The organism is Actinomycetospora straminea (genome assembly GCF_028737255.1).
Classification (GTDB): domain Bacteria; phylum Actinomycetota; class Actinomycetes; order Mycobacteriales; family Pseudonocardiaceae; genus Actinomycetospora; species Actinomycetospora straminea.
Genome location: NZ_JAQZAN010000035.1, coordinates 17,843 through 36,076, shown reverse-complemented (window position 1 = coordinate 36,076; position 18,234 = coordinate 17,843). Strand labels below are relative to the sequence as shown.

Genomic DNA, 18,234 nt, shown 5'->3' with positions numbered 1-18,234 from the left:
GCCGCCGCCACGCTGGCCGTGGCCGGCAACCGCGCCGGCAACGACTCCCCCAGCAAAGAGCACCGCGGAAGGAGGTCCGCGGCCTCGTCGCACCAGCGCTTCGCGTCGTGGGCATCCACGTGCCACAGCTCCTGCACCAGCCGGGAGGTCCCCCGGTCGCCGGTGCGCTCGGCGACCCCGCCGGCCTCCAGCGTGGCGATGTCCTCGAGCAACCGGAACTGCTCGGCGCGCAGCGAGACCATCCGGGCCCGGGCGCGGTCGAGCAGCTCCTGCCCGACCACCCCGACCTGTTCGCTCATGTGTTCGAACCTAGCCCCGACCCCCGACACTGCCGCCCGGAACGCTGAGACGCGTCTCAGCGAGACCCGGAGCCGTCCCCGTCGGCGAGGCGGTGCACCGACGCGGCGAAGGTGTCGGCCGCGCGGCGGCGGGCGGACAGGGACCGGGTGCCGACGTCGGTGAGCCGGTAGCGGCGGGGGTCCGAGGACGGGCGGCTGACGAGGCGGTTGCGCTGGAGCCGGTGCAGGGTGGGCACGATCCGGGAGTAGGGCAGGTCGAGCGCGTCGCCGACCTGCGCGCGCAGCGTCGCGGCGATCTCGTCCTGCCGCTTCGCGCCGTCGGCCAGCGCGGCGAGGACCAGGGCGTCGATCTGGCCGCGGTCGCGGATGCGGGCGCGCGAGCCGGTCCGGCGTGCAGTGGTCATGGTCAGCAGGATGGCCCACCACGACCGGCGGACAAACGACGCCGATGAGCCCAGCAGGCGGGCCCGGACGGGCGATCACCGCAGGTCACGGGACCCGGGTCACGCCGCCCCGGTGGCGGGGGGCGCCGTGCGCGCCAGGACGTCGTCGTAGAGGTCGCGGTACCCGCGCGCCATCCCCGCGGGAGTGAACCGGCGCCGGGCCGCGGCGCGGCAGGCGTCGCGGTCGAGGGTGCGGTCGGCGCCGGCGGCGAGCAGGCCGGCGAGGGTGTCCTCGTCGTCCCGCGCCACCAGCAGCCCCGTCCCGGGCTCGTCGAGCAGCTCGGGCAGGCACCCGCGCGCGTAGCCGACGACGGGCGTGCCGAGGGCCAGCGACTCGACGATGCCGGTGCCGCCCGGTTCCTCCCAGCGCAGCGGGCAGAGCTGCGCCGATGCCGACGCCACGAGCCGGTCGCGCTCGACGCCGCGCAGCGCGCCCACCCAGCGCACGCGGTCGCCGTCGAGCAGCGGGGCGACCCGGTCGCAGAACCACGCGACGTCGGGGTGATCGCGCGCCCGCGGGTCGGTGGCGAGGGCGTCGGCGAGCTCCGCGGCGGTGTGGTGCGGCCCGACGGGGCCGGCGAGCACGACGCGGCGCCCGGTGCGGTGGGCCAGGCGGGCGGCGACGTCCTGGCCCTTGCCCGGGGTCAGGCGCGCGAGCACCACGAGGTGGTCGTCGACGGCGACGTCCGGGCCGGGGCGCTCGGCGAGCGGGGTGGCGAGGTGGACGTGGCCGAGCGCGTGGCGGCGCAGCGCGGGCGGGGCGCCGGCGAGCTGGGCCGCGGACACGCCGTTGACGAACACCCGCCCCCGGCCGTCGAAGCGCCCGTAGAGCTCGGGGTGCTTGGCGAGGTCCCAGTGCAGCGTGTGCAGCACCGGGATGCCCGCGTCGGCGTAGCCCACCAGACCCCACGCCTCGAGGTGCGAGTGCACGATATCGATGTCGTCGCGGCCGCGCAGCTCCCGCAGCACCGCGTCGACGTGGGCGGCGGCCACGCCCATGACGCGGTTGTAGGGCGCGGCGATCTCGGCGAACCGCGGCTCGCTGAACGTCGTGACCTGCTCGTCGACCTCGAGCGAGCTGGCCCCCACCGTCGCCAGCACCACCCGGACACCCAGGCGCCGCAGCTCCGGGACGAGCGTGGCGAGCACGGCCTCGATCCCGCCGTAGCCCTGCGGCGGCACGGGCAGCCACGGGCCGGCATCGACGAGCACCGTGAGCGGCCGGCCCATCACGCCACCGGCCGGGACGCGGCGAGGACCTCGCGCAGCGGCGGGCGCTCCTCGACCGCCACGTCGGTCACGACGACCTCGCGGTCCAGCCCGCCGGGGCCCGGCTCGGACGGGCGGCGGAACTGCACGAGCGACGTCGTCTCCGGGGTGCGCGTGAGCACGCCCGTGCGCGCCATGCGCGCCGCCGCCGCGAGCTGGATCTGCGCGGCCATCCGCCCGAGGGTCTGCAGGTCGTGGTGGCGGTGGACCCGGACCCCGAGGTCGACCTGCGCCATCGCGTCGAGTCCGGCGTGCTCGAGGACGTCGACGAGCATCGCCAGCTCGACGCCGTAGCCGGTGGCGAACGGGATGGCCTCGAGCAGCTCGCGGCGCGCCGCGAACTCCCCCGCCAGCGGCTGGACGAACCCGGCGAGCCGGGGCCACGCGAGGTTGAGCAGCGGGCGGGCGACCAGCTCGCTGACCCGCCCGCCGCCGTCGACGTCGACGGTGCCGTCGCCGACGAGCGGCCGGTGGTAGAAGCCCTTGACGAACGCGACGCCCGGGTCGGCGAGCAGCGGCCCGAGCAGGCCGGTGACGAACGCGGGCTCGACGTCGCGCAGGTCGGCGTCGATGGCGGCGACGAGGTCGCCCGTGCTGGCGGCCAGGCCCTTCCACAGGGCCTCGCCCTTGCCGCGCGCGGGCGGCAGCTCGGCGAGCACTGCGTCCTGGGCGACGACGGTCGCGCCGGCCGCCGCCGCGATCGCGGCCGTCGCGTCGCGGGAGCAGGAGTCGACGACGAGCACCTCGTCCACGAGCCCGGTGCGCTCCACGAGCGCCTCGCGGACCACCGTGACGATGCGGCCGATCGTCGCGGCCTCGTCGCGGGCAGGGAGCACGACGCTGATCCGTCGACCACCCTTGCGCTCGAGCATCCGGTCGACGAGCCACTGCTCGGTACGGCTGGTGCGGCGGGTGAGCCACCGGCGGACCTCGGGAAGCACGCCGCGTGGTGCCCGATTCCCGCGTCCGGGTACCAGCGCGCTCGTGAACACCACGTGCTGTCGTGTCGGGATCGTCGGCGCCGGTGGGGTCGCCCGCCGGCACGCGACGACGTTGGCCGCGATGCCGGACGTGGCGGTGGTCGGCGTGACCGACCCGGACACCGCCCGCGCCGCCGACCTCGCCGGGACCGTCGGCACCTCGCCCGCGGACGACGTCGACGACCTCGTGGCGCGCGGCGTCGACGCGGTCTGGGTGTGCGTGCCGCCGTTCGCGCACGGCGAGGTCGAGGAGCGCCTCGCGGCCGCGGGCGTGGCGCTGTTCGTCGAGAAGCCGCTGGGCCTCGACGTCGCGACGGCGCAGCGGGTGGGGGCGGCGGTGGCCGCCGCCGGGGTCCCGACGTCGGTGGGCCACCACTGGCGCTCGTCGACGGTGGTGGCCCGCGCGCGCGAGCTGCTCGACGGCCGCACCGTGCGGCTGGTCGGCGCGACGTGGCTGGACAAGGTGCCGCCGGTGCCGTGGTGGGCGCAGCGGGGGTCGTCGGGCGGCCAGGTGGTGGAGCAGGCCGTGCACGTCCTCGACCTCGCGCGGCTCCTGGCCGGCGAGGTCACCGCGGTGCACGCCGTCGCCGACGCCGCTCCCCCGGCCGGCGGGGACGTCGACTCGGCCACGGCGGGCACGCTGCGGTTCGCCGGTGGCGCGGTCGGGACGCTGGCGGCCACCTGCCGGCTGTCCTGGAAGCACCGCGCGGGCGTCGAGGTCTACGCCGACGACCTGGCGCTGGGCGTCACCGAGGAGCAGCTCACGGTCCGCGACGGCGACGGGTCCTGGTCGGTCGAGGTCGACCCGGCCGACGCCCGCACGGCCACCGACCGCGCGTTCGTCGACCACGTCCTCGGACGCGAGCCGTCCGGGCCGGGCACGGTCGTCGCCTACGACGAGGCCCTGCGGACCCACCGGCTGGCCTGCGCGCTGGCCGACTCGGTGGCGTCGGGGGCGCCGGTGGTGCTGGATGCCTGAGTCGCTGCTGCTGGTCGTCGACGGGCCGGGACGGGTGCGGTTCGTGCCCGACGAGCCGGCCGGCCCCCGCCCCGAGGGCGGGTTCGACGTCGTCACGCGGTTCTCCGGGCTCTCGGCCGGCACCGACCTGAGCTGGGTCAAGGGCACCAACCCGATGCTCGCCACGGCCTGGGACCAGGAGCTCGGGCTCTTCGACGGCACCCGCCCCGGCGCCGGCTACCCCGTGCGCAAGGTGGGCTACATGCAGGTCGGCGAGGTCGTCGACGCCGGCCCCGCGTCGGGGCGCGCCGTCGGTGACCTCGTGGCCATGACCTACGGGCACCGCACCGCGCACCGCGCCGACCCGGTGACCGAGCGGGTCGTCCCGCTGCCGCCCGGTCTCGACCCCGTGCTCGGGATCTACGCCGCGCACATGGGCCCGATCTGCGCCAACGGCGTCCTCCACGCGGCGGCCGAGGAGGGCGGCGACACGCTCGACGGCGGGGTGCGCGACCGCGTCGTCGCCGTCGTCGGCGCCGGCGTCGTCGGTCTGCTGACCGCGCTGTTCGCCGCGGAGCTCGGGGCGGCGTCGGTGACCGTGCTCGATCCCACGCCCGGCCGTCGGGCCGTCGCGGAGGCGCTCGGGCTCGCCACCCGGGACCCCGACGAACCGGGCGTCGTCGCCGACCTCAAGCGCGGCTGGCGCCACGGCCCGGGCGACCACGGCGCCGACGTCGTCTTCCAGTGCCGCGGCCGGGCGGCGGCGCTGGCGACCGCCCTGCGGCTGCTGCGGCCCCAGGCGACGGTCGTCGACCTCGCCTTCTACGCCGACGGCGCGGAGGCGGTGCGGCTCGGCGAGGAGTTCCACCACAACGGGCTCGGGGTGCGGTGCGCCCAGATCGGGCGGGTGCCGCGCTCGCTGCGCGGGAGCTGGGACCGCGACCGCCTCTCGGCCGCGACGCTGGACCTGCTCGCGGCCCGGGGTGACGACCTGCTCGCGCACGTGGTCACCGACCGCGTCCCGCTGGCCGAGGCGCCCGGGCACCTCGTCGCCCTCGCCGACGGGCGCCGGCACGCGGGCGTCCAGACGGTCTTCACGGCCTGATCCCGCTCGCGGGCCGCCCGGTCGCCGTCCTAGCCTGCGCCGCTGTGGAGATCGGGACGACGGGCCGGGACGCGGTGCGGCGGGCCCTCGCGGCGGCGGGGTCGCCGCGGGAGATCCGGACGTTCGACACCGCGGTGCCCTCGGCGGCGGCCGCGGCCGAGCAGCTGGGCTGCGCGGTCGGCGCCATCGCCAACAGCCTCGTGTTCACCGCCGGCGACGGCGTCGTGCTCGTGCTGGCCTCGGGCGCGCACCGCGTCGACCCCGGCCGCGTCGCGGCGCACCTCGGCGTCGCCAAGCGCCGGGTGAAGCGCGCCGACCGCGAGACCGTGCTGCGCGCGACCGGCCAGCGCGTCGGGGGCGTGGCGCCCGTCGGGCACCCGGCGCCGCTGCCGTGCCTCGTCGACGTCGCGCTCACCGCCCACGCGACGGTCTGGGCGGGCGCGGGCGACGAGCACGCGATGTTCCCGACGACGGCCGAGGAGCTCGTCGAGCTCACCGGCGGGACGCTGCTGGAGATCGCCGCGGGGTGAGGTCCGGGCGCGCCCCTCGGCGTGTCGCGCTCGCGAGGATGTGGCGATCCTGGCGATGAGTGCCAGCGAGGACGCACCGCTGGCACACCCCGTGCGCCGTCCCGCTCCGGGGGCCCGCTCGGCGTCGTGACGGCCGCCACTCCCTCAGATATGGACGCTATGCACACTTCATGGTTTATATGGGCACAGCGTCCACATCGAGGACCGGAGGAGAGCATGAGCAGCACCGAGACCACCCGCGCCGCGCTCGTCACGGGCGGCTCCGGCGGCATCGGCCGGGCGGTGGCCGAGCGCCTCGCCGCCGACGGCATGGCCGTCGGCGTGCACTACGCGGGCAACAAGGCCCGCGCCGAGGAGGTCGTGGCCGCGATCGAGACCGCCGGCGGGCGGGCGATCGCCGTCGGCGGCGACGTCGCCGACCCCGAGGAGATGGCCGCCGCGTTCGACGCGGTCGAGCAGGCGTTCGGCGGCGTCGACGTCGTCGTCAACACGGCCGGGATCATGGTCCTGTCCCCGATCGCCGAGCTCGACCTCGACGACCTCGACCGCATGCACCGCACCAACATCCGCGGCACCGTCGTCGTCGCGCAGCTGGCCGCCCGCCGGGTCCGGTCCGGCGGCGCGATCATCGCGTTCTCGACGACGGTCACGCGCCTGTCCTTCCCGACCTACGGCGCCTACGTCGCCAGCAAGGGCGCGGTCGAGGCGCTCGTGCCGGTGCTCGCCCGCGAGATGCGCGGCCGCGACGTCACCGTCAACGCCGTCGCGCCCGGGCCGACGGCCACCCCGCTGTTCCTCGACGGCAAGTCCGAGGAGCAGATCGCGGGCCTCGCCGCGGCCCCGCCGCTCGAGCGCCTCGGCCAGCCGGACGACATCGCCGAGGCCGTCGCGTTCCTCGCCGGGCCCGCCCGGTGGGTCAACGGCCAGACCCTGTTCGCCAACGGCGGACTGGCCTGAGAGGAGACAGACATGATCATCGTCATCAGCGGCGCCTCCAGCGGGTTCGGCGCCATGACCGCCCGCGCGCTGGCGCAGGCCGGGCACACCGTCCACGCCGGCATCCGCGACACCGCCGGCCGCAACGCCCCCGCCGTCGCCGACGCCGCGGCGTTCGCCGCCGAGCACGGGGTGGACCTGCGGACCGTCGAGCTCGACGTCGCCGACCAGGCGTCGGTGGACGCCGCGGTCGACCGGGTCGTCGCCGACAGCGGCGGGCTGGACGTGGTGATCCACAACGCCGGGCACATGGTGCTCGGCCCGACCGAGGCGTTCACCCCCGACCAGCTCGCGAGCGTCTACGACACCAACGTCGTCTCCACCCAGCGCCTCAACCGCGCGGCCCTCCCCCACCTGCGGGCCCAGGGACACGGTCTCGTGCTGTGGGTCGGGTCGACGAGCACCCGCGGCGGCACCCCGCCCTACCTCGCGCCGTACTTCGCGGCCAAGGCGGGGATGGACTCGCTCGCGGTCAGCTACGCCGCCGAGCTCGCGCGGTTCGGCGTCGACACCTCGATCGTCGTGCCCGGGTCGTTCACCAGCGGCACGAACCACTTCGCGCACGCCGGCCACGCGGCCGACGAGGCGGTGGCCGCCGCGTACGAGGAACGCTACGGCGGGCTGATGGACCAGGTCGGGGCGCGCCTCGCCGAGCTCGCGCCGGCCGACGCCGACCCCGCCGAGGTCGCCCGCGCGATCGTCCGGGTCGTCGACACCCCGGCCGGACAGCGGCCGTTCCGGGTGCACGTGGACCCGGCGGACGACGGCGCCGAGGTCGTCAACGCCGTCGGCGACCGTGTCCGCACCGAGTTCTACCGGCGCATCGGGCTCGACGACCTGCTGCACCCCCGGGCCCTGGCGCGTGACTAGCGTGATCCCGATGACCGAGCAGCAGACCCCGCGGCGGGGTCGGGGGCGCCGACCCGCGGACGAGGTCCGCGGCGAGGTGCTCGCCGCCGCGGGCGATCTGCTGCTCGCCGAGGGCATGGCCGGCTTCACCTTCGAGCGCGTCTCGGCGATCTCGGGCGCGAGCCGGACCACACTGCACAAGTGGTGGCCCTCCCGCGGGGCGCTCGCCGCCGAGGCGTACTTCCGCACCGTCGAGAGCACGCTGGCCTTCCCCGACACCGGCGACATCGCCGCCGACCTCACCGAGCAGCTGCTCGCCTTCGTGCGGCTGGTGACGGGGACGACCGCGGGGCGGGTGATCGCGGAGCTCATCGGGTCGTCGCAGACCGACCCCGAGCTCGCCGCCGCCTACCGCGAGCACTACTCGGCCCCGCGCCGGGCGCTCGCGGTCGCGGCGGTCGAGGCGGCCCGCGACCGCGGCCAGGTGCGCGTCGACGTCGACGCCGAGGCCGTGGTCGACCAGCTGTGGGGCGCCTGCTACCACCGGCTGCTCATCCCCGACCAGCCGCTGACCGAGGCGTTCGCCCGCACGCTGGTCGACCAGCTCGTGCACGGGCTGCGCACCAGGGAGATCACGCCCTCCTGAACAGGAACAGCCCGTACTGCCACACCGGGTCGACCCACTCGGTGTCGAGCGCGAAGCCGGCGGCCGCGGCCTCCGCGACGAACTCCGGGCGCCCGAACTTCACCGAGTAGCCGTGCACCAGCGAGTCCCCGCGACGCAGGTCGACCGCGTGGCCGAGGCCCCGGAACGTGACCGTCTGGTCCTCGGTCGAGAACAGGTGCCCGACGACCGCCGAGACCTCCGGGTCCCACCGCGCCCGCGGGTAGAAGCGGTCGGTGCGGGCGTCGCCGTCGAAGACCCGGGTGAAGTGCTCGAGCTGGTTGAGCCGGAACCGCGCCTGGGCGGTGGCGCCGGGCGGGTCGTTGTAGGCGGCCTCGAGCACGTCACCGGGTTTGAGGAGGTCGGCGGTCACGAGGAAGTGGTCGCCGGTCTCGAGGGTGGCGGCCACGTCGTCGAGCAGGGCGGCGCGCTCGGCGGTGGTGGTGTTGCCGACGGCGCTGCCCAGCCAGACGACGGTGAGCGGGCCGGGCCGGTGCTCGCGCAGGTGGGCGAGCGCGGCCTCGTAGCGGCCCCACAGCCCCTGCACGGTCAGCCCGTCGATCTCGGCGGGCAGCGCGGCGGCGCTGCGCTCGAGCATCGCGCGGGTCACGTCGATCGGCAGGTAGGTCGTCGGGCGCCGCCGCTGGCACGCCCCGAGCAGGAGGCGGGTCTTGGCCGCGCTGCCGCTGCCCAGCTCGGCGACGTGGGCGCCGACCCGGTCGGCGACCTCGTCGGCGTGGCGCTCGAGGAGCCCGAACTCCGCCGGCAACAGGTAGTACGACGGCAGCTGCGAGAGCTCGACCCACAGGTCCGCGCCGACGGCGTCGTAGCCGTACCAGGCGGGGATGCGCGGCGGCGTCTCGCGCAGGCAGGCGACCACGGCGTCGCGGTCGTCCCAGGACGCCGCGTCCGCGACGGACTCGACGGTGACGATGTCGTCGGGCTGTGTCGACGGCGTCGCGGTCACGCGTCACCCGCCGGGCGCATGAAGGTGACGACGAGGACGTCGCGCCGTGCCGGCTTCGCCGGGTCGACGGGCCGGATCGGCTCGACGCCGTGCCAGGTGCGCCGGTCGTCGCCGACGAGCAGCGTCCCGTGCTCGGCCAGCGTCGTGGTGAGGATCTCGCGGCCGTCGCCGTCGATGACGGTGCTCGCGCCGCCGGTGGCGTTGTCCCGGTCCACGAGCAGCGAGGACACCAGCGTGACGCCGTCCTGGTGGCGGCCCTCGGGGGTCGCGTCGCCGCGGCTGTCGGCGGAGCCCAGCACCCGGAACGGGTGGACGTGGACGTCTCAGCGCGGCGGGTCGTCGAGCGCGCCGGCGATCCCGCCGAGCAGGGCGAGGACGCCGTCGAGGATCGAGTCGGTGAGGAAGGCGTCGGTGAGGGGCTCGAAGGCGCGGCCCTCGTCGACGAAGAGCGGGTTGGTGTCGGCGGGCTGGCGGAACTCGCCGTGGGGCGTGAGCTCGCGCCGCCCGTCCGGGGTGACGGAGAACCGGCCGTACCGGCGGCGGCGCTCGGTGCCCGAGCGCGCGGCGTAGGGGTCGGCGGCGAGGTCGTCCCAGTGGTCGGCGAAGGCCGCCCAGCGGGTCCCGTCGACGCCGAGCCGGTGCAGCACGTCGGTGCCCGGCACGACGTGGGCGCCGGGGTCGACCACGGCCGCGCGGGCCCGGTCGAGGACGGGGTCGTCGGCACGGTCCGCCACGGGGCTCGGGTGCTCGCTCGTCACTCGCATGGGCGTCCGGCTACCCACCCGACCGGGCGTCCTGCACGCGGGTCGCCGGTGGCGCGCAACGGAGTCCGGCGTAGCATGGACGAGGCGTTACTGGATCGATCCGGAACCTCCTCGGTAGCGGGTCGTCCGGCCGGCGCCCGGGACCGCCCGGTCGACACGCCGGGAGGCCACCGCTCCCCGTACACCCGCGTCCGCGAAGCGAGAACCCGTGTCCCTCAGCACCACCCCCGACTCCGAGGTCGACGCCCTCGACACCGAGATCGCGGAGCTGCGCCAGCTCCTCGACCGGCTCGACGGCCTGACCCACCAGGCGCGCACCCGGCTGCGCCGCATCGAGCAGCACCGCAACGGCGTCGACGCCCGCTGGATCGACCGCTCGCGCTGACCGGCGCCGACACCGTGACCACCCTGGCCCGCTCCGACCCCCGTCGGGGCGGGCCGTCGTGTGTTCCGGGTCGGTCGGGGGCCGGTCAGGCGGCGAGTGCCGCGTAGCGACCCTCGCGGTCGACCAGCTCGGCGTGCGTCCCGCTCTCGACCACGCGGCCGTGGTCGAGCACCGCGATGCGGTCGGCGTGGCGCACCGTCGAGAGGCGGTGGGCGATGGTCAGCGTGGTGCGGTGGCGCGCGAGGTCGTCGAGGGCGAGCTGCACGGCCCGCTCGGTCTCGGTGTCCAGCGCGCTCGTGGCCTCGTCGAGGACGAGCACGCGCGGGTCGCGCAGCAGCGTGCGGGCGATCGCGATGCGCTGCTTCTCGCCGCCGGAGAACCGGTGGCCACGGGCGCCGACCATCGTGTCGTAGCCCTCGGGCAGCGCGGCGACGACGTCGTGGATGCGCGCCGCGCGGGCGGCCGCCTCGACCTCGGCGTCGGTCACGTCGGGCTTCGCGGCCCGCAGGTTCTCCCGCACGGTGGTGTGCAGCAGGTAGGTCTCCTGGCTGACGACGCCGACGACGCGGGCGAGGTCGGCGAGGCGCAGGTCGCGCAGGTCGACGCCGTCGATGGTGATCCGCCCGGCGTCGGGGTCGTGGAGGCGGGCGACGAGCGCGCCGAGCGTCGTCTTGCCCGACCCCGTCTCCCCCACCAGCGCGAGCGTCGTGCCCGCGGGGATCACGAGGTCGACGTCGTCGACGGCGGGGCGGTCGCCGCCGGGGTGGGTGAAGGTGACGCCCTCGATGCGGACCTCGCCCCGGACCCCCTCGATCCCACCGGAGAGCTCCACGGGGTGCTCCGGGTCGGCGATGTCCACGACCAGGTCCTGGTACTCGAAGATCCGTGAGAACAGGGCGAGCGAGCTGGCCACCTGCACGCCGACGTCGAGCAGCCCCGAGAGCGGCCGGAAGATGCCGGCCTGCAGCGAGGTGAAGGCGACGAGCGTGCCGATCGAGAGCGCGCCGACGGTCCAGGGCAGCCCGGCGCCGAGGTAGATCAGCGCCGGGATCGCGGCGAAGACCACGCTCATCGTGGCCATGCGCCAGCGGCCGGCGAGCTGGCTGCGCAGCTCGAGGTCGGTGAGGCGCGCCGACGACGCCGTGAAGCGGTCGACCAGCGCGGGGCCGGTGCCGAGGGTGCGGTGCAGCGCGGCGGCGTCGACCGACAGGCCCTCCTCGATGGTGACGTTGAGGTCGGCGAGCTCGCGCTGGCGGGCGGCGGTGAGCTCGCGGCGCATCCGGGCGACGCGGCGGCTGATGAGGATCGCCGGCGGCAGCACCACGAGCGTGACCAGCGAGAGCTGCCAGGACAGCGCGACCATCGCGACGGCGGTCGCGACGACGGTGGTGAGGTTGGCGGCGATCGACGTCGCGGTCGAGGTGACCACGGTCTGCATGCCGCCGATGTCGTTGGTGATGCGCGACTGCACCTCGCCGGTGCGGGTGCGCGTGAAGAAGCCCAGCGACTGCCGCTGCAGGTGGGCGAAGACGTCGGTGCGCAGCCGGTGCATGACGCGCTGCCCGACGCCGGTGGAGATCCAGGTCTGGACGACGCCGAGCGCGGCGGTGACCGCGGCGACGGCGACCATGCCGCCGGCGAGCCAGGCGAGCAGGGGCAGGTCGCGGTGCGGGAGCGCGTCGTCGATGACGGCGCGCAGCAGGAACGGCGAGGCCATGGCGACGATCGACGACGCGACGATGACGGCGACGACGACCGCGAGCGGGCCACGGTGGGGACGGAACAGGCGCGCGATCCGGCGCAGGGACACGTGCCGGGCCTGCTCGGCCTCACGGGCGCGTGTCTCGGGAGAGGTGTCGACGGGGCGGGGCAAGAGGCGGCTCCCTGGAGTGGTGGCAGTGCTGAGGTATCCTCAACATGAGGCTACAACAGCACCTCCCCTAGACTATTCCCCGTGGAGGACGACGGCTCGCTGGCCGCGGCGTTCTGGCAGGTCGCCCGGCGCCTGCGCCACCAGTCGCGCGAGGCCCTCGCCCCCTGGGGCATCTCGCCCTCGCAGCTCCGGGCCCTCGACGTCCTCCTGCGCCACGGACCGGTCCGCCCCGGCGGGCTCGCCGAGCACCTGCACATCGCGCCGCGCTCGGCCACCGAGGTCGTCGACGCGCTCGCCGAGCGGGGACTCGTCGAGCGCCGTCCCGACCCGGCCGACCGCCGCGCCACCCAGGTGGTCGTGACCGGCGCCGGCACCGCGCTGGGCGAGGCCGTCCGCGCGGCGCGCGCCGCCGAGGCCGACCGGGTGTTCGCCGTGCTCGACGACGCCGACCGCGCCGAGCTGCACCGCCTGCTGCGCCGCCTCGCCGACGGGCCATGATCGGCGCGTCCCTCGGGCACCCTGCGCCATGACGAGCAGCAGGGGACGCACCCTGGCCTCGGCCGCCCTCGCGGGCGCCGCCGCCGGGCTGGCCGGCGTGGCCGCGATGACCGCGCTGGAGAAGGTCGAGCAGGCGGTGCTGGGGCGGCCGTCGTCGTACGTGCCGGCCCGCACGCTGGAGGCGGTGCTCGGCGGCGACCCCTCCGACGCCGAGCGCCCGCCGGTGTGGAACCACGCGATGCACTGGGGCACCGGCGCGCTGGTCGGCACGCTGCACGGCGTCTGGGCGGCGCTCGGCATGCGTGGCCCGCGCGCGCACCTCGCCCACACCGCGGTCCGGCTCGCGACCGACCAGACCCTCGAGAACGCGACCGGCGTCGGCGCGCCGCCGCACACGTGGCCGTGGTCGGAGCAGGCCGTCGACGTCGCGCACAAGGCGGTGTACTCGCTGGTCACCGGCCTGGTCGCCGAGCGCCTCGTGGCGCCCGAGCTCGAGACGCACCGCGGTCGGGTCAGCCACTGACGCCGAGTCAGGCGTCGAGCACCTCGCGGAGCTTCGCGGCGAACTCGTCGGGCTTGCCGGGCCAGCCGAACTCGCCGTCGGCGAAGCCGCCGTGGTGGCTCGGGAAGACGACGGCCTCCTGCCCGAGGGCGGCGGCCGTCGCGCGGGCGGTGCGCGCGGTGTAGGTGTCGCCGGTCTCCTCGCCCACCGCGACGACGACGCGGCTGGGCACCGAGGTCAGCCGCTCGACGTCGAGCCGGTAGTCGGTGACGGCCAGCGAGCGGTCCGAGAGCAGCGGGTCGTCCCGGGAGCCGTCGTCCTCGGTGGGCAGGCCGAACGCCGCCGGGTCGGGGGCCGGCTGCGCGAAGTAGGCGTCGGTGAACTCCCCCGACCACGAGGTCATCGCCAGGAAGGTCGCCATCCCGTGGCCCCAGCCCTTGGCCTGGTAGGCCTCGCGGAACCCGCGGGACGCGCGGTCGACGGCGGCGGCGTCGGGCAGCACGCCGGTGATGGGCGGCTCGTGGGCCACGAGCGTGACGACGTCCTCGGGGTGCGTCGCGACGAGCTGCAGGCCCGTCACCGCTCCCCCGCTGCTGCCGAACACCTCGACGGGGCCGGCGCCGAGCTCGGCGACCAGCGCGTGCAGGTCCTCGGCCTGGGTCTGCGGGGTGCTGTCGGTGCGGCCGTCGCTGCGGGTGCTGCGCCCGAGCCCGCGGGGGTCGTAGGTGACGACGGTGCGGTCTCCGAAGCGGGTCGCGAAGCCCCGGAAGCCGCTGGCGTCCATCGGCTGGCCGATCAGGAGCAGCACCGGGCGCCCGTCGGCGGGCGGGAGCGGGCCGTCCACGTCGTAGACGATCTCGGCGTCGGTCGTCGACAGGACACGCGTCTCCACCAGGACTCCTCGCGGCGAGTACGAAAACAGGACCAAGCAGTAGCAGCGTCGCAGTCCCCGTGCGGGGCGTCAAGCACGGTGATGAGGTGGGCGCCATGCCGGAGCCGGACCACAGCAGCGCGGCCGCCGCGACCACGATCGTCACCACCGGGGACCAGGAGCGGCTGCGCGGGGAGGTGCGCGAGCTCTGCGCCCGCTTCCCGGACGCGTACTGGCGCGAGCGCGACCGGGCCCGTGAGTACCCCGACGCCTTCGTCGACGCGCTGACCGCGGCCGGCTACCTGGCCGTGCTCATCCCCACCGAGTACGGGGGCGGCGGGCTCGGGATCACCGAGGGCTCGATCGTGCTCGAGGAGATCAACCGCTCCGGCGGGCACTCGGCGGCCTGCCACGCGCAGATGTACACGATGGGCGCGCTGCTCAAGCACGGCAGCGAGGACCAGAAGAAGACCTACCTGCCCGCGATCGCCGACGGCACCCTGCGCCTGCAGGCCTTCTCGATCACCGAGCCCGGCGCCGGCTCCAACACCACCGACATCCGCACCACCGCCGTGCGCGACGGCGGGGACTACGTCCTCACCGGGCACAAGAACTGGACCAGCCGCCTCGAGCAGTCCGACCTCGCCCTCGTGCTCGCCCGCACCACGCCCCGCAGCGACGACCCGGCGGAACGCACCCGGGGCATCAGCCTGTTCCTCGTCGACCTGCGCGAGATCCGCCGCGACCAGCCCGACACGCTGCAGGTCACGCCCGTGCGCACGATGTTCAACTACGCCACCAACGAGGTGCGCTACGAGGGCATGCGCGTCCCCGCGTCGGCGCTGATCGGCGAGGAGGGCCAGGGCTTCCGCTACGTCATCGACGGGTGGAACGCCGAGCGCATCCTGCTCGCGGCCGAGGCGGTGGGCGACGGCTACTGGTTCATCGCGCGGGCCACCGACTACGCGAACGACCGCCAGGTCTTCGACCGCCCGATCGGCGCCAACCAGGGCGTGCAGTTCCCGCTCGCCCGCGCGTACGCGCAGGTCACCGCCGCCGACCTCATGCGCTACCGCGCCGCGGCGCTGTTCGACGCGGGCGAGAAGTGCGGCGAGCAGGCCAACCTCGCGAAGTTCCTGGCCAGCGAGGCGAGCTGGCAGGCCGCCAACGCGTGCCTGGACACCCACGGCGGCTACGGCTTCGTCGACACCTGGGACGTCGAGCGCAAGTTCCGCGAGACGCGGATGTACCAGGTGGCGCCGGTGAACAACAACCTCGTGCTCGCCTACGTGGGCCAGCACGTCCTCGGCCTGCCTCGCAGCTACTGAGCGCTACTGAGCGCTCACGCGGTCGGCGGCGGCCCGAGGACCTCGATCCCGTAGCGGGCCGCGGCGGCGCCGAGGACCGCGGGGTCGACCGTCGCCGGGTCGGGGAGCCCGCGGCGGACGGCCGGGGCGCCGACCTCGGCCACGAACCCCTCGAACCCGCCGGGTGTCGTCATCTGCAGCGCCCGGAGGGGCTCGTCGGCGCCGACGAGGAACGTGTGCGGCCGACCGGCCGGCAGGAACACGAAGTCCCCGGCCCCGACGTCGAGGGCTTCCCCGTCGCAGCGGAACTGCGCGGCGCCGTCGAGGACGTAGAACGCCTCGTCCTCGTCGTCGTGGCGGTGCAGCGGCGGGCCGAAGCCGGGCGGGTGGAGGATCTCGACGACGGAGAGACGGCCGCCGGTCTGGGCGGACCCGGCCTTCACAGTGACGAGGTTGCCGAGGAACGACAGCGCCTCGCCCTCGTCGGCGCGCAGGCGGTAGGGCTGGACCGCGGTGGGGTGCGACATCGCGCGCCTCTCGGTGAACGCCGTCGGGACGGCTCCGAGCATGCCCGGCCAGCGACGGAGGTCAAGACCGTCCGCGGGACACCCTCTCAGCGCCCGGCCTGCGCCCGCCGCGCCGCCCCGATCACCTCGGTGAGCGCGCCGTGCAGGTCGCGCAGCTCGCCGACGTCCATGGCGAGGCGCTCGACGATCGCCGGCGGGATGCGCTCGGCCTCCGCCCGCAGCGCGACACCCGCGTCGGTGAGGCGCACCGCCAGCGCACGTTCGTCGTCACGGCTGCGCTCGCGGGTGAGGTAGCCGGCGGCCTCGAGGCGCTTGAGCAGCGGCGAGAGCGTGCCGGGGTCGAGCTCGAGGCGGCGCCCCAGCTCGGTGACCGAGAGCGGCGCCTCCTGCCAGAGCGCCAGCATGACGAGGTACTGCGGGTGCGTGAGGTTCATCGGCTCGAGCAGCGGCTTGTACACCGAGATCACCGTGCGGGCCGCCACCGCGAGCGCGAAGCAGACCTGGTTCTCGAGGGCCAGGGGGTCGACGTCGTCGGGGAACGCCGGCAGGGCCTTCTCGAGTGCGTCCATCACGACCTCCCGGCGTCGTCGGCGCTGTGGTGCAGCTCCCGGTGCCCCGAGCTTACGTGGCGCACATACTATTGGGGTGCAAACCATTGGGGCAGCGAGCATGGGAGCCCGCATGACGCCCGAGACGCCCGTCCGCCGGCCGAACCCGCTGCGGTGGCTCTGGTACGCCTACGGCGGCGGTCTGCCCGCGCGCCACGCCTCGTGGGTGCTGCACGACACCACGTGCCGGACCTGGTGGCTGCGCCACGTCCTGCGGGCCATCGCGCAGATCGCCCCGTTCGTCATCGCGATCATCGTGTTCGTGCCCGGGCCCCTGTGGCTGCGGATGATGTGCGCGCTCGGCGGCGCGATCATGGGCCTGATCTTCTCGATCAGCTACCTCCACGAAACGGCCGAGCACCGGCTGGTCAAGGCCGGCTACCCGGTGGGCACCGGCCCGGCGACCCGCGCCGAGCGCACCGCCGACAAGGACGCCGCCGCGGCCGAGCGCTACGCCGCGCGATACCGCAGGCCGTCCGGGCCGGTGGACGACGAGCGCTGACGACGGGCGCTGACGCCCGGCCGCGCCGACCCGGGACGGAGCCGGGCGGCACCGCCGCCCGGCTCCGTCGCGGGACCGTCGGTCAGCCGAGGATGCGGCGCTTCTGCTCCTCGAACTCCGCGTCGGTCAGCACGCCCTGGCTGCGGAGCTCCGCCAGCTCCTTGAGCTGCGAGATCGTATCGCCGCCGGCCGCCGGTGGGGGTGGGGGCGCGTACTGCGGCTGGTCGTACTGCGGCTGGTCGTACTGCGGCTGGGCGTACTGCGGGGGCGCGTACGCGGCCTCCTGCGCCGCCCACCGCCCGGCCTGGCGCCGCGAGACGCGGTTCGACACCGCCGTCGCGGTGCCCGCCACCAGCGCCGTCCGCGCGAGTCCGCGCAACAGTCCCGGCATCGTCCTCACCCCGTCCCGTCGGCCCCGGCGGCCGCGGGCGCGGCGTCGAGGGAAGCCATCACGAGGTCGACGGGGATCCGTCCCCCGGCGACCAGCTGCGCCCCGCCGCGGCGCAGCGCCGACGCCAGCGGGGCCGCCCACACGTTCTCGTAGACGAGGACCACCGCGGTCGCCCCCGGCTCCAGCACGCCGCCGGCCTCCGCGAGGTCGCCCTCGTCGAGCAGCCCCGACGCGGCGCCGTGGAAGAGCGCGAGGTCGAGGGAGCCGTCGCCGTCGAGGTCGGCGATCTCGACCCGCGTCACCGAGCGGTCGTCCTCCTTGCGGAGGAACACCAGGTCGAGGATCCGGATGAGGCCGCGGTCCACGAGGTCCATCAGCAGGGGCAGGCCCTCGCCGGTCGCGGAGCCCGGGGGGAACTCGATGACCAGGTAGTCGATGGGCCCGGTGTCGGGTCCTGGGTCGTCCACGATCTCCTCCTTCCGTCGGCCCCCGCACGTCGGGAGGCGGGGCCGCCGTGGTGCGACGCTCCCGTCCCGCCCGCGGCGGGGCATCGCCCGTGGTGGGTGACCGGGCCCGACGCGCCGCCCCGAGCCCGGCCGGTCATCCCCGCCGGGTGAGCCGCCCGCACCCGCCCGGTTGTCTCGTGGAGGCCGACCGACGCGGAGGAGGAGTGACCGTGTTCCTGTTCTGGTACCTGCGCCGCATCAGCCGGACCGCCCACGACGTGCCCTGGGTCCACCTCGCCATCGGCCTGGTGGGCAACCTCGCGTTCGTCGTGGGCAGCCTGTTCTTCCTCAGCCCGGCGCTGACGCGGGCCGGGACCTGGCTCTTCGTCGTCGCGTCCTGGGGCCTGCTCATCGGCGTGCTGGGCGAGATCATGGTCCGGTACGAGACGCGCCGGCGGGCGGCGGCCCAGCAGCCGAGCGCTCCGGCCGCCGTCGAGTGA

General features: G+C 75.6%; 22 protein-coding genes and 2 pseudogenes. 12 read left to right on the top strand and 12 right to left on the bottom strand.

What is annotated here, in order from left to right; translation table 11 throughout:
- The 4 genes and pseudogenes from PH190_RS29555 to PH190_RS29540 form a co-directional block, all read right to left on the bottom strand.
- A pseudogene (locus tag PH190_RS29555) lies at window positions 1-299 on the bottom strand (hypothetical protein); the annotation flags it as partial.
- Window positions 300-355: 56 nt separating this feature from the next.
- Entirely contained in the window at window positions 356-703 is a 348-nt protein-coding gene (locus tag PH190_RS29550) for a PadR family transcriptional regulator (protein ID WP_274235125.1), read from the bottom strand.
- Between the two features lie 99 nt (window positions 704-802).
- Window positions 803-1,972 carry a glycosyltransferase gene (locus PH190_RS29545; protein ID WP_274235124.1) on the bottom strand — a complete coding sequence of 390 codons (1,170 nt, stop codon included), beginning with the start codon at window positions 1,970-1,972 and terminating at the stop codon, window positions 803-805.
- Window positions 1,972-2,952: a glucosyl-3-phosphoglycerate synthase gene (locus PH190_RS29540; RefSeq protein WP_274235123.1), complete on the bottom strand. Its 981-nt coding sequence runs from the start codon at window positions 2,950-2,952 to the stop codon at window positions 1,972-1,974. The genes PH190_RS29545 and PH190_RS29540 overlap by 1 nt, the downstream gene beginning before the upstream one ends.
- Window positions 2,953-2,995: 43 nt before the next feature.
- Between PH190_RS29540 and PH190_RS29535 the strand changes: the two genes are divergently transcribed.
- The 6 genes from PH190_RS29535 (at window position 2,996) to PH190_RS29510 (ending at window position 8,075) form a co-directional block, all read left to right on the top strand.
- Window positions 2,996-3,970: a Gfo/Idh/MocA family protein gene (locus PH190_RS29535; RefSeq protein WP_274235122.1), complete on the top strand. Its 975-nt coding sequence runs from the start codon at window positions 2,996-2,998 to the stop codon at window positions 3,968-3,970.
- Complete coding sequence (locus PH190_RS29530) at window positions 3,963-5,054, top strand: zinc-dependent alcohol dehydrogenase (protein WP_274235121.1); 1,092 nt, start codon at window positions 3,963-3,965, stop codon at window positions 5,052-5,054. The genes PH190_RS29535 and PH190_RS29530 overlap by 8 nt, the downstream gene beginning before the upstream one ends.
- A 44-nt stretch (window positions 5,055-5,098) precedes the next feature.
- A complete protein-coding gene (locus tag PH190_RS29525; protein ID WP_274235120.1) occupies window positions 5,099-5,584 on the top strand; it encodes a YbaK/EbsC family protein in 486 nt (161 codons plus the stop codon).
- 216 nt (window positions 5,585-5,800) lie between these two features.
- Entirely contained in the window at window positions 5,801-6,541 is a 741-nt protein-coding gene (locus tag PH190_RS29520; RefSeq protein ID WP_274235119.1) for an SDR family oxidoreductase, read from the top strand.
- Window positions 6,542-6,553: 12 nt separating this feature from the next.
- On the top strand, window positions 6,554-7,450 hold the full coding sequence (locus PH190_RS29515; protein WP_274235118.1) for an SDR family oxidoreductase: 897 nt from the start codon (window positions 6,554-6,556) through the stop codon (window positions 7,448-7,450).
- Between the two features lie 10 nt (window positions 7,451-7,460).
- The gene (locus tag PH190_RS29510; protein WP_274235117.1) at window positions 7,461-8,075 is read left to right on the top strand and encodes a TetR-like C-terminal domain-containing protein; all 615 of its coding nucleotides are present in this window, start codon (window positions 7,461-7,463) and stop codon (window positions 8,073-8,075) included.
- Here the strand turns inward: PH190_RS29510 and PH190_RS29505 are convergent.
- Complete coding sequence (locus PH190_RS29505) at window positions 8,062-9,060, bottom strand: L-histidine N(alpha)-methyltransferase (RefSeq protein WP_274235116.1); 999 nt, start codon at window positions 9,058-9,060, stop codon at window positions 8,062-8,064. The genes PH190_RS29510 and PH190_RS29505 overlap by 14 nt on opposite strands.
- Window positions 9,057-9,824, bottom strand: a pseudogene (locus PH190_RS29500) (2OG-Fe dioxygenase family protein). The gene PH190_RS29505 and the pseudogene PH190_RS29500 overlap by 4 nt, the downstream one beginning before the upstream one ends.
- A 208-nt stretch (window positions 9,825-10,032) precedes the next feature.
- On the opposite strand from PH190_RS29500, the gene PH190_RS29495 reads away from it, so the two are divergent.
- Complete coding sequence (locus PH190_RS29495) at window positions 10,033-10,209, top strand: hypothetical protein (RefSeq protein ID WP_274235115.1); 177 nt, start codon at window positions 10,033-10,035, stop codon at window positions 10,207-10,209.
- A gap of 85 nt (window positions 10,210-10,294) precedes the next feature.
- Here the strand turns inward: PH190_RS29495 and PH190_RS29490 are convergent, their stop codons facing one another.
- A complete protein-coding gene (locus tag PH190_RS29490; protein WP_274235114.1) occupies window positions 10,295-12,082 on the bottom strand; it encodes an ABC transporter ATP-binding protein in 1,788 nt (595 codons plus the stop codon).
- 81 nt (window positions 12,083-12,163) lie between these two features.
- Here PH190_RS29490 and PH190_RS29485 point away from each other — a divergent pair, with 81 nt between their 5' ends.
- Together PH190_RS29485 and PH190_RS29480 are read left to right on the top strand one after the other, a co-directional pair.
- A complete protein-coding gene (locus tag PH190_RS29485) occupies window positions 12,164-12,580 on the top strand; it encodes a MarR family winged helix-turn-helix transcriptional regulator (RefSeq protein ID WP_274235113.1) in 417 nt (138 codons plus the stop codon).
- 28 nt (window positions 12,581-12,608) lie between these two features.
- A complete protein-coding gene (locus PH190_RS29480; RefSeq protein WP_274235112.1) occupies window positions 12,609-13,103 on the top strand; it encodes a hypothetical protein in 495 nt (164 codons plus the stop codon).
- Window positions 13,104-13,110: 7 nt separating this feature from the next.
- On the opposite strand, the gene PH190_RS29475 is transcribed toward PH190_RS29480, so the two are convergent.
- Entirely contained in the window at window positions 13,111-13,977 is an 867-nt protein-coding gene (locus PH190_RS29475) for an alpha/beta fold hydrolase (protein WP_420791723.1), read from the bottom strand.
- A gap of 92 nt (window positions 13,978-14,069) precedes the next feature.
- Between PH190_RS29475 and PH190_RS29470 the strand changes: the two genes are divergently transcribed.
- Window positions 14,070-15,281 (top strand): acyl-CoA dehydrogenase family protein, encoded by a 1,212-nt coding sequence (locus PH190_RS29470; RefSeq protein WP_274235110.1) that lies wholly within the window; start codon window positions 14,070-14,072, stop codon window positions 15,279-15,281.
- Window positions 15,282-15,295: 14 nt separating this feature from the next.
- Here the strand turns inward: PH190_RS29470 and PH190_RS29465 are convergent, their stop codons facing one another.
- Window positions 15,296-15,829: a quercetin 2,3-dioxygenase gene (locus PH190_RS29465; RefSeq protein WP_274235109.1), complete on the bottom strand. Its 534-nt coding sequence runs from the start codon at window positions 15,827-15,829 to the stop codon at window positions 15,296-15,298.
- A 44-nt stretch (window positions 15,830-15,873) separates the two neighbouring features.
- Window positions 15,874-16,356 (bottom strand): MarR family winged helix-turn-helix transcriptional regulator, encoded by a 483-nt coding sequence (locus PH190_RS29460; protein ID WP_274235108.1) that lies wholly within the window; start codon window positions 16,354-16,356, stop codon window positions 15,874-15,876.
- A 112-nt stretch (window positions 16,357-16,468) separates the two neighbouring features.
- Here PH190_RS29460 and PH190_RS29455 point away from each other — a divergent pair, with 112 nt between their 5' ends.
- On the top strand, window positions 16,469-16,897 hold the full coding sequence (locus tag PH190_RS29455; protein ID WP_274235107.1) for a DUF5313 family protein: 429 nt from the start codon (window positions 16,469-16,471) through the stop codon (window positions 16,895-16,897).
- A gap of 82 nt (window positions 16,898-16,979) precedes the next feature.
- On the opposite strand, the gene PH190_RS29450 is transcribed toward PH190_RS29455, so the two are convergent.
- Both PH190_RS29450 and PH190_RS29445 read right to left on the bottom strand, forming a co-directional pair.
- Entirely contained in the window at window positions 16,980-17,288 is a 309-nt protein-coding gene (locus tag PH190_RS29450) for an SHOCT domain-containing protein (RefSeq protein WP_274235106.1), read from the bottom strand.
- Between the two features lie 5 nt (window positions 17,289-17,293).
- Window positions 17,294-17,755 (bottom strand): DUF6325 family protein, encoded by a 462-nt coding sequence (locus PH190_RS29445; RefSeq protein ID WP_274235105.1) that lies wholly within the window; start codon window positions 17,753-17,755, stop codon window positions 17,294-17,296.
- Window positions 17,756-17,958: 203 nt separating this feature from the next.
- Here PH190_RS29445 and PH190_RS29440 point away from each other — a divergent pair, with 203 nt between their 5' ends.
- Window positions 17,959-18,234, top strand: coding sequence for a YrhK family protein (locus PH190_RS29440; protein ID WP_274235104.1), 276 nt, complete (start codon window positions 17,959-17,961; stop codon window positions 18,232-18,234).